The sequence below is a fragment of the Ewingella sp. S1.OA.A_B6 genome (assembly GCF_049889095.1).
GTDB lineage: Bacteria > Pseudomonadota > Gammaproteobacteria > Enterobacterales > Enterobacteriaceae > Ewingella.
Genome location: NZ_JBLJFK010000001.1, coordinates 275,231 through 290,121, shown reverse-complemented (window position 1 = coordinate 290,121; position 14,891 = coordinate 275,231). Strand labels below are relative to the sequence as shown.

The window sequence follows — 14,891 nt, the reverse complement described above, 5'->3', positions numbered from 1 at the left end:
TTAACCAGCCCGGACGGCGGGCGCATAATTTTCGTCTGATGGAACGTTCTCAACGGACTGAACATTTCCATCCAGCAGGGTGCGTAACCCAGCAGCTTTGTTTTCGATCTCCTGCCATTCCTGTGCAGCGTCGGAACCAGCCACGATGCCTGCTCCGGCAAATAAATCCAACTGACTACCGTTCACCGCTGCAGAACGCAGCGCCACGGCAAATTCACTGCGGGCCAGACTAATGTATCCAGCAGATCCGGCATACCACTGGCGATTAAAGGGTTCATGTTGCGCAATAAAGTCACGGGCTTCCTGGCGCGGCAAGCCCGCCACCGCGGCGGTAGGTTGCAACCTTTGCAGGCAGTCAGCGTCATCTGCATGGATGAGTACAGCATGAATGCTGCGACGAAGATGCTGCACTTTACGCAAACGCAGAATCTCAGCGGACGTCACGTCTAATGAGTGCGCACCACCTTGTAAACGCTGACAGATATCATCAACCACCAGCATATTCTCTCGCTGGTTCTTGGCGTCTTTCAACAGCCATTGGCCCAGTTCCCTGGCTTTGTAATTGTCCGTTGCGCCAGCGACGGTGCCAGCCAGCGCTTCAGTAAAAAGCGCATGGTTGTCGCGCAAAAAAAGCCGCTCCGGGCTGGAGCCCAGAAATGCCTGTTGCGCCGTGAAGGCCAGCATAAAGTGGTAACAATGATGATTAACCGCGCGGCTGGCGGCTAAAAACGCGGCGGCATTCAGCGGCTGGCGAAGAACCAGCGTGGTTTTACGCGCCAGCACCACTTTGTCGAACTGCCCCTGCTCAATGCAGGCCAGTGCCGTGTGAATCATCTGTTTCCACTGTGGCTCTGCAGGCAGATGCTGATGCCGCAGCACATCAGAGGTCAGAGCGGGCAGAGGATGGCTGTTGGCCAGCGAACGCAGGAAGATCCGCATTTTCTGGGCTTCGTCACGTAAGGAGTCTGTACTGAAGAGGTTGCAAAGCAGGGTATATTCGTTGTCCCGGCGGTTGATCTCAATACGCGGCAAAAAGAGTGCATTAGCATCTGACTCGGTGCTCTCTGCGGTGATCGCATCCGCTCCGTGAAAGGTGTTTAGCCCCCAAATACGTAACTCAGGCAAGTGGGGATACTGTTGCAAGAAGGCCTGAGCGGCAGAAAGGTTGCCAAAGGCGCAGGCATCGCTACACAGGGCGGCCTCTTCATGTCCATCACGCTGCTGCCAATAGAGTTTCGGATAACTGCTTTGCGCGTTCAACCACTCCAACATGTCCGTTTCCGGTTGGTCTGCAAGTGTATAACTAAACTGCTGCAGGCCCGCCATATCAGGGAAATTCGCTGAGAGTGCGGCGTCCAACTGATCAAGAACTGCTGAAATCTGTTTCACCGTAACCTCAGGACGTATCCGATGGATTTGATGTTGGGCTGGAATGCCCTTCTGGATCAAAAAACGGGTTAAATCAAATACGAGTGAAGTATGCGGCGTTACGAAGATTTATAATATGCGACAGATCAAACCGAAGCGAAAGGCGATGAATATGAAGGGGAAGAAGGTATGAGCAGGTGTCACCGAAGGGAAGGGAAAACAAAACAGAGACAGCCTTGGCTGCCTCTGTGATAAACATTTAGCGACGCAACAAAAGACCCACCACTAAACCTACCGCAGCCCCCGCACCGACACCGTGCCATGGGTTATCACGTACGTACGTGTCAGTTTGTTCAGCGACCTGGCGCGCTTTCTTACAATAGGAATTCACACCGCCGTTAAGACGTGACTGTACCTCTTCCAACGCTTGCTGCGCACGGCTTTTAATTTCAATGTACTTTTGGTCAGCTTTATCACCTGAGGATTTAAGGACTTCCTCCAGCGTTTCAGAAAGCATTCTTAAATCATCATCCAACGAAGTTTGCTGTGGTTCAGTTTGGCGCGATTCAAATTGGTTAGACATGGTTATCTCCTTATTTGTGGTTATCACAATACCCATTAACCCTAGCGCAGATTTGCCCTGCGTGCAGCGCCAAAAAAGGGGAGATACGCTGCAACTGAGCTTTTAAGAACCTTCCGACCGCCGGGCCGGAGGAAATGGCGTGTCGTTATGTGGTTCTGTCAGCGTTTTGTGCAATTGTTTGGCTCGCCGTTCTGCCAACCATAGTCCGCTGTTTTTCATCGCGTACCCAAACAGCAGACCGACCAACAAAGACAACACCACCTGACGCCAATCTCCCTGCGCCGCAAAGGTCGCACAAGCACCGATAAAAGTACCGGGCACAAAAGCCAGCCACTGTTGCCACGCCTGGATGCACATCAGAAATGCCACTACGCCGGTGAGCATATACCCTAACAGAGTCCATTCAGGGCGCAGACTACTGCCAGCTATGATCACTTCAGCCCAGAATACCCCACTCAAACACGTCAGCGTACTGATAATCAGCCCGCGCAACCCGCCTTTTGGGCAAGCGAAATAGGCCGTGCAGCCAAGGAAACCCGCCCAACTTATCAGGCCAAGGCTGATAGCCACCCAGCCCCAAACGCCGGAAAGAATGCCGGTTGTAATGGCGATCATCACCAATACGTTCATGATGTGTGAACCTATACGAATTTGGACAAGCGCGCAGTTTACGCATTGGCGGGAAGAATGGAACGGCAGAGATCACAATATCGATGTAATTAACTTATGAACGTACATCAAAACGTGATTAACATCACATTTAGTCGTTTTTTTGCACAAAATACCGTCGTAAAAAAGCCGCTCACAGGAGCGGCTTTGGAGTTCAGTGTGACCCGTGCTTACAGCAGCGGTTGAGCCATCTGAACCAAGGTGATAAGCGGTTGTGGGTAGATGCCCAGCGCCAGCACCAGAATTGCGGAGATCAGCACCACCACACCACCAGCAGTCAATGCCCAGTTGTTCGGGGTATCGCGTACCAACGTTTCCGGCGCGCTGAGGAACAGACTCACGGTCACGCGCAGGTAGTAGTAAAGACCAATCGCAGACCCGACCACCACCGCACCAGTCAGCCACCACAAATGCGCGGTTACGCCAGTCGCAATCACGTAGAACTTACCGATAAAGCCAAGTGTCATCGGAATACCAGCCAGTGACAGCATCATCACGGTCATTACCGCAGACAGGATGGGCTTATGCCAGAACAGACCACGATAGGAGAACAGTGACTCTGCATCCGGGCCTTTATACGGGCTGGACATCAGGCTGACCACGCCGAACGCACCAAGGCTGCTGAACAGGTAACCGGCCAGATACACACCGACGGTTTCCATCGACAGCTGATGGGTTTGCACCGCAATCAGTGCGACCAACAGATAGCCGAGGTGGGCGATAGACGAGTAACCAAGCAGACGCTTAATATTGTTCTGGCTGATAGCCATCAGGTTACCGACCAGGATTGAGCAGAAGGCGATAATGCCCAGCACCGTACGGACAGCTTCGCTGTCAGCCACCGGCGCGTACATGAACAGACGCATGACCACGGCAAAGATAGCAATTTTGCTGGCGGTAGCCAGGAAGGTTGATACCGGCGCAGGCGCCCCCTGATAGACGTCTGGTGTCCACAAGTGGAAAGGCACCAGCGACAGCTTAAAGCCCAGACCGACAATCATCATGCCCAAGCCGGCCAGCAACAGCGGCTGATGCAGCATCACGCCATCGGCCAGATTTCTGCCGAGTGCCACGAAGCTTAGATCACCTGACTGTGCGTACAACAGCGCCATACCGAACAGCAGGAAAGATGACGCAGCCGCAGACAGCAGCATGTATTTGATGGCGGCTTCCAGCGAGCGTTTCTGCCGGTAGGCATAACCAATCAAACCAAACAGTGGCAACGAAATCAGTTCGATCCCGAGGAACATAGAGGCCAGATGGTTAGAGCACGCCAACAGAATGCCACCCATGGCCGCAATCAGCACCAGCAGGTAGAACTCTTCACGGTTGTCCGGATAACCAGCCAACCATGCGTAGGCAAACGTGCTGGTAGCGAGGCTGGCCAGTAGCACCAACCCAATGTAGAACATTGAGTAACCATCGATACGTAATAGCGGTGTGACGTCCTGCGGCCCGACTTGCCCCACGTAATACAGGGAAAGCAGGGCAACGTTAAGACCGACAACGGTCAATGTGGCATTAAGAAAATGGTCGCGTCGCCACGCAATGGACAGCATCACCACCACCACTGTCAATCCGACGATCATCAGCGGTAACAGTGCGATCAGATTTTGAAGTGTAAATGTCATGGCGAGTTACGGCCTTGTCGTTGAAATAGTGGAAACTGATGATCCGAACCAGTGTTGCACGTTGGACATCGCTGCGCTTGAGGTATCCAGGATTGGCTGCGGGTAAACACCCAACGCCACCAGCAATACCACCAGTAACAGAATGATCGACAGTTCACGTGCGGTCATGCCAGGTAACGGCTCGTCAGACTTCGCTTTACCGTAGTAAGCGCGTTGCATCATCACCAGCGAGTAAACCGAAGCAAATACCAAACCAAAGGTCGAGATGACAGTGATAACCGGAACAACCGGGAAGCTGCCAAACAGGATCATGAACTCACCGACGAAGTTACCGGTGCCTGGCATACCCAATGTAGCAACAGCGAAGAACAGCGACAGCGCAGGCAGGTATTTTATTCGCCCCCATAATCCGCCCATCTGGCGCATGTCCCGGGTGTGCAAGCGCTCATATAACTGGCCGCAAATGATGAACATACCGGCTGCGGACAGACCGTGTGCAATCATCTGAATCACTGCGCCTTGATACGCCAACTGGCTACCGGTGTAGATAGCAATCAGTACAAAGCCCATATGCGAAACGGAGGTGTAAGCAATCAGACGCTTGATATCAGTCTGCGCGAACGCCATCCACGCGCCGTAGAAAATACCAATCACACCCAGCCACATGGCAATCGGTGCGAATTCGTGCGAAGCGTTCGGGAACAGCGGCAGACAGAAACGCAACATCCCGTAGGCGGCGGTTTTCAGCAAGATACCCGCTAAGTCAACGGAACCTGCGGTCGGTGCCTGACTGTGCGCATCCGGCAACCAGCCGTGCAACGGTACCACCGGCATTTTCACCGCGAAGGCGATGAAGAAGCCCAGCATCAGCAGGTATTCAACGTTGCGCGACATTGGGGTTTTTAGCAGATCTTCGTAGTTGAAGGTCCACATTCCGGTCGCGTTGTAGTGCACAAACACCAAGCCAAGAATCGCAATCAGCATCACCAGACCGCTGGACTGCGTATAGATGAAGAACTTGGTTGCTGCACTGATACGCGTTTTACCGTCTGACGCTTTGTGACCCCACAAGGCAATCAGGAAGTACATCGGCACCAACATCATTTCCCAGAAGAAGAAGAACAGGAACAAGTCGATGGCAAGGAACACGCCGATCACGCCGCCGAGGATCCACAGCAAGTTCAGGTGGAAGAACCCCTGATACTTCTGGATCTCACGCCATGAGCAGAGGATAGCCAGTACGCCGAGCAAACCGGTCAGCACTACCATCAGCAGGGACAAACCGTCCAGTGCCAGATGGAAGCTGATACCAAAGCGAGGGATCCACGGCAGTGAAAATTCAGACTGCCATTGCGGAATACCCGCCGGGTTGATTAAAGAGTACCCCCCCTGCAACCACAGTTGCAGGGAAAGTGCTAAGGTCAGCCCCATCGAGAACAGAGCTATCCAACGCGGTACTTTGCTCCCGAAACGCTCAGTCTGCCAGCACAGCAGCCCGCCGATAAAGGGGATAAGAATTAGCCAAGGAAGTAGCATGGCGTTTTGTGTCCCTATTTTTTTCTAACGATTTATTCTTAAATAACCAGCAACAGTGCCAAAATGACCACTGCTCCCAAACCCATTGACGCGACATACCAGCGTGTCTGCCCATTTGCACTCAACGTCAACCCCCGGTTTCCCAGGCGGGAAAGCACGGCGGGTAAATTCATCATTGAATTGAGCGGATCACGCTGCAAGAGCTTAGCGATGGTCAGATACGGCTTGACGAAAATCATGTCATATAACCAGTCGAAGCCCCACGCGTGGAACCACCAGGTCGTGAAGAAGCGGCCAATGGCGCTTTTCCCGATACTGTTAACCAATGAGCGTTTGCCAAGATACAGGACAGCGGCCAGCAAAATGCCGACAATAGCCACAACGCCCGAGATGATTTCCAGGGTCAATACGCTGCCATGTGCCAGTTCAGTGGTGTCCGGCAAGACGCCTTTCAGCGGCGGCACAATCATCGCACCGATAAAGGTCGACAGAACCATCAGAACCAGCAATGGCAGATGGTGCGTGATGCCTTTACCCGCATGAGCTTTCTTTCCATCAAAAAGTTTTTCTTCGCCGTGGAACACGATGAAGATCATGCGGAAGGTATACAGGGATGTCATAAACGCGCCGATCAGACCGGCTATCATTAGATTGAGATGACCGTTTGCCAGTGCGCCCGCGAGGATTTCATCCTTACTGAAGAAGCCTGCGGTAATGATTGGCAAGGCAGACAAGGCTGCACCACCGACCAGGAAGCAGACATACACCAGCGGAATCGATTTACGCAGGCCACCCATTTTGAAGATATTCTGCTCGTGGTGACAAGCCAAAATGACCGAACCCGACGACAGGAACAACAGCGCTTTGAAGAACGCGTGGGTCATCAGATGGAAGATGGCCGCATCCCAGGCCTGAACGCCGAGCGCCAGGAACATGTAACCAATCTGGCTCATGGTCGAGTAAGCAAGGACACGTTTGATGTCGGTTTGCACCATCGCGGCAAAACCTGCCAGTACCAGCGTGACAGCACCGATTATGCCCACCAGATGCAGAACGTCAGGTGCCATGAGGAACAGGCCATGCGTACGTGCAATCAGGTAAACACCGGCGGTCACCATGGTCGCGGCGTGAATCAACGCAGAAACCGGAGTCGGACCGGCCATGGCATCTGCCAGCCAGGTCTGCAACGGAAGTTGTGCAGATTTACCCACTGCCCCACCGAGTAACATTAACGTTGCCCAAGTGATCGCTGTGTCGCCAACGGCCAGTTTCTGCGGTGCCAGCACCATCAGTTCACGGATATTCAGCGTACCCAGCTCGCGGTACAAAATGAACAGCGCAAAAGCCAGGAACACGTCACCAACACGGGTCACGATGAAGGCTTTCATCGCTGCCGAGCCGTTGGCCGGATGGGTGTAGTAGAAACCAATCAATAGGTAGCTGCACAGGCCCACACCTTCCCAACCGAGGTACATCAGCAACAGGTTGTCTGCCAGTACCAGAATCACCATGCTGGCGATAAACAGGTTGGTGTAAGCGAAGAAGCGTGAATACCCTTCCTCACCACGCATGTACCAGGAAGCGAACATGTGGATGAAAAAACCGACGCCGGTGACCACGGACAGCATGGTCATCGACAGCCCGTCAAGGGTCAGCGTAGCGGCGATGTTGAAGTCGCCCACCTGCATCCAGTTCCACAGGTTCTGGTTAAAGATTTCAACGCCAGCAGCACGCTGGGTCATGAAATCGAAGCCGACATAAACTGTCGTCAGCGCAGCCAGACCGATAGAACCTACGCCAACGGTAGCCGAAGTATTTTCAGACCAGCGACCGCGTGAGAAGGCCAACAAAACGAAGCCAATCAGCGGGAACAGAATTGTTAAATATAATAGGTTCATCCGCGCATCTCGCTGACAGTGTCGATATTCAGGGTGTGGCGACGGCGATAGAGTTGCAGCAGTAACGCCAGACCAATACTGGCCTCCGCCGCTGCCAGGCTGATTGCCAGGATATACATCACCTGACCGTCTGCCTGACCCCAATAGCTCCCGGCCACGATGAACGCCAGCGCCGCTGCGTTGATCATCACTTCCAGACTGATCAGCATAAACAGCAAGTTACGGCGGACAAGCAGCCCGGTCAGCCCCAAAACAAACAGAATTGCGGCCAGGATCAGGCCATGCTGTAGAGGGATCATGCTCTCTCCTCCGTTTTTCTTTTCGCCATTTCAGTGGTTGCTGGTGTATCACCAAACACTTCACCGGCTTTGTGTTCACGGCCAATATGGAAGGCCACCACTAAACCGGCCAGTAGCAACATCGATGCCAGTTCAACCGCCAGAACGTAAGGACCAAACAGCGCGATACCAACCGCTTTCGCGTCTACCATCGTACCTTTGATGCCGTGATCGTGGAGGCCAAGAATTGAGGTGATCATTACGCCCAGCAGCACTACCGCCAGAATCGAAGGACCGATCCAGGTAGAGGGCTTAAGCCACGCACGTTCCTGTTCTTCGACGTTGCCAAGGTTCAGCATCATCACCACGAACACGAACAGCACCATAATGGCACCGGCATACACGATGATCTCCAGCGCACCGGCGAAATACGCACCGAGCGAGAAGAACACCGCAGCGATCGCCAGAAGCGATACGATCAAATACAGCAGTGCGTGAACTGGGTTGGTATGCGTGATAACACGCAATGTCGCCAACACGGCCACCACAGCTGCAATATAAAATGCAAATTCCATGCTTGCGGCTCCTTAAGGCAACAGACCTTTGACGTTGATCGGCTTGGCTTCATTTTCAGCTTCGCCTTTCGACTTGCCGTCAACTGCCATACCGGCCATCCGGTAGAAGTTATATTCCGGATACTTACCCGGACCCGAGATCAGCAGATCTTCTTTTTCGTACACCAGATCCTGGCGCTTGAATTCACCCATTTCGAAGTCCGGCGTCAACTGAATGGCTGTTGTCGGGCAAGCTTCTTCGCACAGACCGCAGAAAATACAGCGTGAAAAGTTGATACGGAAAAACTCAGGATACCAACGACCGTCTTTATGCTCGGCTTTTTGCAGCGAGATACAGCCTACCGGGCAGGCTACCGCACACAGGTTACAGGCAACACAACGCTCTTCACCGTCCGGATCGCGCGTCAGCACGATGCGGCCACGGTAACGGGCCGGTACGTTTACTTTCTCTTCCGGGTACATCTGGGTTTCGCGCTTGGCGAAGGCGTGCAGGCCTATCATCCACAAGCTGCGAACCTGAGTGCCGAACCCGACAACTATGTCTTTCAATGTCATGGTTAAATCACCCCTTATTGCGCGTTGTACAAGATGACCGCAGCGGTCGCCAGCAGGTTAATCAAGGTCAGCGGCAGGCAAACTTTCCAGCCGAATGACATCACCTGGTCATAGCGCGGACGCGGCAGAGCAGCACGGATCAAAATGAACATCACCATGAAGAACGCAGTTTTCAGCGCAAACCAGATAACCGGCGGCAGGAACGGACCCTGCCAGCCACCGAAGAACAAGGTGACAATAAGCGCAGAGACAGTGACGATACCGATGTATTCGCCCACGAAGAACAGACCGAATTTCATACCGGAATATTCAATGTGGTAACCATCTGCCAGTTCTTGTTCAGCTTCCGGTTGGTCAAACGGGTGACGGTGACACACCGCTACGCCGGCTATCGCAAAGGTCAAAAAGCCGAAGAACTGGGGAATGATATTCCACATGTGCGACTGAGAATTGACGATATCCTGCATGTTGAACGAGCCAGCTTGCGCTACCACGCCCATCAGCGACAGACCAAGGAATACTTCGTAGCTCAGGGTCTGGGCAGACGCACGCATAGCACCTAACAGCGAGTACTTGTTGTTACTTGACCAGCCAGCGAACAGTACGGCATAAACAGTGAGGCCAGCCATCATCAGGAAAAACAAAATACCGATATTCAGGTCAGCCGCGAACCAGGTCGGCGTGACCGGCACGATAGCGAAGGCGATCAGCATAGAGCTGAAGGCTATCATCGGCGCGAGGGTGAAAATCGCGCGGTCGGTGAACTTCGGTACCCAATCCTCTTTGAAGAACATTTTGATCATGTCAGCAACCAGCTGCAGCGAGCCGCCCCAGCCGACACGGTTTGGCCCGTAACGGTTCTGGAACAGTGCCAGCAAGCGGCGTTCACCGAAACTCATGAACGCGCCACAGGTCACGACGACTAACAGGATCACTACGGCTTTGAGCACGGCGATAAGCGTCGCGATCACTTCAGGTGTAAACCAGCTCATCGCGCTGCCTCCCGCAGATTTTCAACCGTTGCGCCGACCAGAACCGGAGGAATACCCGGCAAGCCCAGTGGCAGACCAATCTGTCCCTGACTTAAGGTTTCACTCAGACGTACCGGCAAACTCAGTGTCTGACCGCCACAGGTAAATTCTACCTGGGAACCCGCATTCACCCCTAACTGCGCGGCATCCGCCGGGTTCACCATCACATAAGGCTGCGGCATACGCTGCTGGATAACGCTCGCTCGCTGGCTCATCTCTTCGCTGCCGAACAGATGATAGTACGGAGCAACACGCCACTGATTGGCTGATGCGCTAAAGACCGCTGGAATGTCGGAGAAGTAATCCAACGTCCCCTCGCCTGCTTCGATCATGCGCACACCCGGATCACCATGACGCAGACTGCCACCGACTTCGCTCTGGAACTTGTTCCAGGCTTGTGGTGAGTTCCAGCCAGGCGCCCAGGCAAACGGCACCTGATTACGATCGGCTAACGGGTTGTTGTTCCCTTCCATTGAGAAGGCAAACATGGTGTCTTTATCTTGCGGCTGACGGGGTTCATGCACGCTGATGTCAGCGCGCATCGCAGTACGACCACTCGAGCGATGGGGTGAACGGGCCAGTTTCTGACCACGAATACGGAAGCTCGCATTAGGTGCTGCTTCAAGCATTCCTTTCAGCTGTGGCAGTGCTTCAACGCAGGCTTCGATCACGTGGTCAAGCTGCGTCCAGTCGACGTGGCGGCTGTTGAGCGTTGAGTGCAGCGAGTGCATCCAACGCCAGCTTTCTAACATCGCAACGGTAGTGTCGAAATATGCCGGGTCATAAACCTGGAAGAAGCGCTGGGCGCGGCCTTCCTGATTCACCAGCGTACCGTCACTTTCTGCGAAGCTCGCTGCAGGCAGGATCAGGCTGGCCTTATCCATGATGCGGGTGCGCTGATGATCAAGAACCAGCAGGTTTTGAACTTTGTTCAGTGCTGCTTCGACTTGCGCTTCAGGTGCGTGACGGTAAAGGTCATTTTCCATCACGATGGCACTGTCTGCACCGCCGTTGACTAACAATTCAAGTGCAGCGTCCAGCGTACCGCCACCAATCATCGACAAACCAATACTGTTGGCCGCTGAAGCAACGAAGGTAATTCCCACGTCACTGCCGCGCGCTTTCAGTGCTTTCGCTATGTTAGCGGCTGCGGCGATAATGGCGTCACTGCCCGCGTTGCTGCCAGTAATGATCAGAGGTTTACGCGCATCGGTTAAGGCCTGCACGATGACGTCAATTTTCTTGTCGAGACCTGCGGCTAAATCGGTAACCGCCGGTGCTGAATTATCCAATGCATGGGCGATGGCGAAGCCGAAACGGGCCTGATCATCTACCGGTGCGCGGTAATTGTAGGCGGCGATATCGTCAAGACGGGTGTTATCGACGTTCGTCATGAATAGCGGATGTTTAGCGTGCTGTCCGATATTTTGGATGGCAGCAATCTGCCAGTCAGCAACGCGCTGAGCCGCAGCCATGGCGCGGGCTTTGCCTTTTACGGCCTGACGGACGGAGAGCGCAATGCGCGCGCCGGTCTGCGTCAGATCTTCGCCCAGAATAAGCACCGCGTCATACTCTTCGATTTCCCGCAGCGCTGGCGTATGCACGCCACTGTTGCGCAGAACGTTGAGCATCAGCTCAAGGCGGCCCTGCTCGGCAGCATTGATACCGGTGTAGAAGTTGTCAGCACCGACCAGCTCACGCAACGCAAAGTTGCTTTCGAGACTGGCGCGTGGTGAACCGATACCGATGGTTTTCTGTGCCTGACGCATAATGTCTGCTGCGCCCTGCATCGCCTGTTCCGCGTTCAGTTCGATCCAGTCGTTACCACGCAGCTGTTGTGGTTTCTTCGGACGATCTTTCGCGTTGACATAGCCATAACCGAAACGGCCACGGTCACACAGGAAGTAGTGGTTCACTGTGCCGTTGTAGCGGTTTTCAATCCGGCGCAGTTCGCCATAACGTTCACCCGGGCTGGTGTTACAGCCAACGGAACATTGCTGACAGATGCTTGGCGCAAACTGCATGTCCCATTTACGGTTGTAGCGTTCGGAGTGCGTTTTGTCGGTGAACACGCCTGTCGGACAAACTTCCACCAGGTTACCGGAGAACTCGCTTTCCAGCGGGCCATCTTCCGGGCGACCGAAGTAGACGTTGTCGTGCGCGCCATACACACCCAGATCGGTGCCGTCCGCGTAATCCTTGTAGTAACGGACACAACGGTAGCAGGCGATACAGCGGTTCATTTCATGAGAGATGAACGGACCGAGATCCTGGTTGTTATGCGTGCGCTTGGTGAAGCGGTAACGACGTGTGCTATGACCGGTCATGACCGTCATATCTTGCAGGTGGCAGTTTCCGCCCTCTTCACACACCGGACAGTCGTGCGGATGGTTAGTCATCAACCACTCGACCACACTTTCACGGAACTCTTTGGCTTCGCCGTCATTGATGGAAATAAAAGTTCCATCAGACGCCGGTGTCATACATGACATCACCAAACGACCGCGCGTGTCTTCCGCGTTTTGGTATTGCTTAACCGCACATTGGCGGCAAGCGCCGACGCTTCCCAGCGCCGGATGCCAGCAAAAATAAGGAATATCGAGGCCAAGAGAGAGGCAAGCCTGCAACAGGTTGTCCGCTCCATTTACATCGTATTCTTTGCCGTCTACATGAATCGTAGCCATAGTCAGCATGCTTCCACGTGGCCCACCTACAGCGGGCATTAATCAAAAATTCTGTATCCCTTGGTCTTTCACCCTACAGCGTTGTTAGCTCCGCGTGCTCACCCCAGTCACTTACCGAGGTAAGCTCCGGGGGATTTCCCCGCTTGCTGCCTAGCTGTAAGACGAAATACTTCGGGCTATAGTTGCTACCAGCGTTGTTTTAGCAGGTTATTTGGCTGAATACCGCCAATCGCCCGCACGTTGTTGTAGTGCTGTTTTGCGATGCCAGCTTCAAACTCGTCCCGGAAATATTTAATCGCACTCTGCAAAGGTTCCGCGGCACCTGGTGCATGTGCGCAGAAGGTTTTGCCCGGACCCAATTGGCGGCAAAGTTGCTCAAGAGTTTCAATATCTCCTGGCTGACCTTCACCACGCTCCAGCGCGCGCAGGATCTTCACGCTCCACGGTAGGCCATCACGGCAAGGTGTGCACCAGCCGCAAGACTCGCGTGAGAAGAACTCTTCCATATTGCGGACCAGCGACACCATACCTATTTCATGGTCAACAGCCATCGCCAGCGCAGTACCCATACGGCTACCGGCTTTACCGATGCTTTCGAAGTCCATTGGCAGGTCGAGGTGATCGCCGGTCAGGAAGTCTGTCCCTGCCCCACCCGGTTGCCATGCCTTGAACTTCAGACCATCACGCATGCCACCGGCGTAATCTTCCAGGATTTCACGGGCAGTGATACCAAACGGCAATTCCCAGACACCCGGGTTTTTCACCCGACCGGAGAAGCCCATCATTTTGGTACCGGCATCGTTGCTTTTGCCTGCGGAAATGCCTTTGTACCAGTCCACGCCATACTCAATAATCGCCGGTACGTTGCACAAGGTTTCGACGTTGTTTACGCAGGTCGGTTTACCCCATACACCCGATGATGCTGGGAACGGTGGTTTTGAACGAGGGTTAGCGCGACGGCCTTCAAGCGAGTTGATCAGTGCAGTTTCTTCACCGCAGATATAACGCCCTGCACCGGTATGAACGATCAATTCGAAGTCAAAACCGGAACCGAGGATATTTTTACCTAACAGGCCCACTGCTTTGGCTTCTTCAATGGCTTTACGCAGATTGACGGCGGCTTCGATATATTCGCCACGCAAGAAAATATAGCCACGGTAGGCTTTCAGGGCGAATGCCGCGATCAGCATCCCCTCCACCAGCAAATGGGGCATTTGCTCCATCAGCAAGCGGTCTTTATAAGTCCCTGGTTCCATCTCATCGGCGTTGCATAGCAGATAGCGGATGTTCATGCTTTCGTCTTTCGGCATCAGGCTCCACTTCAAACCGGTGGAGAAACCTGCGCCGCCGCGACCTTTCAGGCCCGCGTCTTTGACCAAAGAGACCACGTCGTCCTGCGCCATACCTTTCAGGGCTTTCTCGGCACCGGCGTAGCCATTTTTACTACGGTATTCGTCGAGGAAAACCGGCTGCTGGTCTTCGCGCATGCGCCAGGTCAGCGGATGCATCTCTGGCGTACGGTCGATCTGTTTTGGCGTAAACCCCTGGAATGTCATGAGTAACGCTCCAATAATTCACTGATTTGCTCCGGCTTAAGGTAGCTGTGCGTGTCCTCGTCGATCATCATCGTCGGGCTCTTGTCACAGTTACCCAGGCAGCAGGTCGGTAGCAGAGTAAAGCGACCGTCTTCGGTAGTTTCACCCGGCTTAATGTGCAGCTTTTCTTCAATCGCCGCTTGAATTCCCTGATAACCGGTGATGTGACACACCACACTGTCACAGTAACGGATCACATGACGGCCTACCGGCTGGCGGAAGATCTGGCTATAAAATGTCGCCACGCCTTCTACATCACTGGCAGGAATACTGAGGATTTCAGCGATGGCATAAATCGCGCCATCCGGAACCCAGCCACGGTGTTTTTGCACAATTTTCAGCGCTTCGATAGACACCGCTCGGGCATCTTCGTAGTGATGTTTTTCATGCTCAATGGCTCCGCGCTCAGCATCATTGAACTCAAACGCAGGCTGCGCGTTTGGCTCTGAAACGTTGATGTACTGAAGCTCTGAATTGTTCATGGAATT

The 14,891-nt window shown here is 53.8% G+C and carries 13 protein-coding genes; all 13 read right to left on the bottom strand.

The window, feature by feature from the left end; genetic code table 11:
• The 13 genes from menF to nuoE all read right to left on the bottom strand — a co-directional run bounded on the left by menF (position 1) and on the right by nuoE (position 14,885).
• The gene (gene menF / locus ACMV8I_RS01400) at positions 1-1,389 is read right to left on the bottom strand and encodes an isochorismate synthase MenF (protein WP_498863444.1); all 1,389 of its coding nucleotides are present in this window, start codon (positions 1,387-1,389) and stop codon (positions 1-3) included.
• Between the two features lie 238 nt (positions 1,390-1,627).
• Positions 1,628-1,951, bottom strand: coding sequence for an ElaB/YgaM/YqjD family protein (locus ACMV8I_RS01395; RefSeq protein ID WP_498863443.1), 324 nt, complete (start codon positions 1,949-1,951; stop codon positions 1,628-1,630).
• 102 nt (positions 1,952-2,053) lie between these two features.
• Entirely contained in the window at positions 2,054-2,581 is a 528-nt protein-coding gene (locus ACMV8I_RS01390; protein ID WP_498863442.1) for a DUF1097 domain-containing protein, read from the bottom strand.
• Between the two features lie 209 nt (positions 2,582-2,790).
• Positions 2,791-4,251 (bottom strand): NADH-quinone oxidoreductase subunit NuoN, encoded by a 1,461-nt coding sequence (gene nuoN, locus ACMV8I_RS01385; protein WP_498863441.1) that lies wholly within the window; start codon positions 4,249-4,251, stop codon positions 2,791-2,793.
• 6 nt (positions 4,252-4,257) lie between these two features.
• Entirely contained in the window at positions 4,258-5,787 is a 1,530-nt protein-coding gene (gene nuoM / locus ACMV8I_RS01380; RefSeq protein ID WP_498863440.1) for an NADH-quinone oxidoreductase subunit M, read from the bottom strand.
• A 38-nt stretch (positions 5,788-5,825) separates the two neighbouring features.
• Positions 5,826-7,685, bottom strand: a complete 1,860-nt coding sequence (gene nuoL, locus ACMV8I_RS01375; protein WP_498863439.1) for an NADH-quinone oxidoreductase subunit L — start codon at positions 7,683-7,685, stop codon at positions 5,826-5,828.
• Entirely contained in the window at positions 7,682-7,984 is a 303-nt protein-coding gene (gene nuoK, locus ACMV8I_RS01370) for an NADH-quinone oxidoreductase subunit NuoK (protein WP_004936014.1), read from the bottom strand. The genes nuoL and nuoK overlap by 4 nt, the downstream gene beginning before the upstream one ends.
• Complete coding sequence (gene nuoJ / locus ACMV8I_RS01365) at positions 7,981-8,538, bottom strand: NADH-quinone oxidoreductase subunit J (protein WP_498863438.1); 558 nt, start codon at positions 8,536-8,538, stop codon at positions 7,981-7,983. Before nuoJ ends, nuoK begins: the two co-directional genes overlap by 4 nt.
• Before the next feature lie 12 nt (positions 8,539-8,550).
• Entirely contained in the window at positions 8,551-9,093 is a 543-nt protein-coding gene (gene nuoI, locus ACMV8I_RS01360) for an NADH-quinone oxidoreductase subunit NuoI (RefSeq protein WP_188469902.1), read from the bottom strand.
• A 14-nt stretch (positions 9,094-9,107) separates the two neighbouring features.
• Positions 9,108-10,085: an NADH-quinone oxidoreductase subunit NuoH gene (gene nuoH / locus ACMV8I_RS01355; RefSeq protein WP_498863437.1), complete on the bottom strand. Its 978-nt coding sequence runs from the start codon at positions 10,083-10,085 to the stop codon at positions 9,108-9,110.
• A complete protein-coding gene (gene nuoG / locus ACMV8I_RS01350; protein ID WP_498863436.1) occupies positions 10,082-12,808 on the bottom strand; it encodes an NADH-quinone oxidoreductase subunit NuoG in 2,727 nt (908 codons plus the stop codon). Before nuoG ends, nuoH begins: the two co-directional genes overlap by 4 nt.
• A gap of 185 nt (positions 12,809-12,993) precedes the next feature.
• Positions 12,994-14,364, bottom strand: a complete 1,371-nt coding sequence (gene nuoF, locus ACMV8I_RS01345; protein ID WP_498863435.1) for an NADH-quinone oxidoreductase subunit NuoF — start codon at positions 14,362-14,364, stop codon at positions 12,994-12,996.
• Complete coding sequence (gene nuoE, locus ACMV8I_RS01340) at positions 14,361-14,885, bottom strand: NADH-quinone oxidoreductase subunit NuoE (protein WP_498864686.1); 525 nt, start codon at positions 14,883-14,885, stop codon at positions 14,361-14,363. The genes nuoF and nuoE overlap by 4 nt, the downstream gene beginning before the upstream one ends.
• Between the last annotated feature and the right edge of the window lie 6 nt (positions 14,886-14,891).

Coding starts and splice junctions, on each gene's coding strand:
- nuoI (WP_188469902.1), bottom strand. CDS start 9,093: ATGACATTGAAAGACATAGTTGTCGGGTTCGGCACTCAGGTTCGCAGC.
- ACMV8I_RS01390 (WP_498863442.1), bottom strand. CDS start 2,581: ATGAACGTATTGGTGATGATCGCCATTACAACCGGCATTCTTTCCGGC.
- ACMV8I_RS01395 (WP_498863443.1), bottom strand. CDS start 1,951: ATGTCTAACCAATTTGAATCGCGCCAAACTGAACCACAGCAAACTTCG.
- nuoM (WP_498863440.1), bottom strand. CDS start 5,787: ATGCTACTTCCTTGGCTAATTCTTATCCCCTTTATCGGCGGGCTGCTG.
- nuoH (WP_498863437.1), bottom strand. CDS start 10,085: ATGAGCTGGTTTACACCTGAAGTGATCGCGACGCTTATCGCCGTGCTC.
- nuoK (WP_004936014.1), bottom strand. CDS start 7,984: ATGATCCCTCTACAGCATGGCCTGATCCTGGCCGCAATTCTGTTTGTT.
- nuoJ (WP_498863438.1), bottom strand. CDS start 8,538: ATGGAATTTGCATTTTATATTGCAGCTGTGGTGGCCGTGTTGGCGACA.
- nuoF (WP_498863435.1), bottom strand. CDS start 14,364: ATGACATTCCAGGGGTTTACGCCAAAACAGATCGACCGTACGCCAGAG.
- nuoL (WP_498863439.1), bottom strand. CDS start 7,685: ATGAACCTATTATATTTAACAATTCTGTTCCCGCTGATTGGCTTCGTT.
- nuoN (WP_498863441.1), bottom strand. CDS start 4,251: ATGACATTTACACTTCAAAATCTGATCGCACTGTTACCGCTGATGATC.
- nuoG (WP_498863436.1), bottom strand. CDS start 12,808: ATGGCTACGATTCATGTAGACGGCAAAGAATACGATGTAAATGGAGCG.
- nuoE (WP_498864686.1), bottom strand. CDS start 14,885: ATGAACAATTCAGAGCTTCAGTACATCAACGTTTCAGAGCCAAACGCG.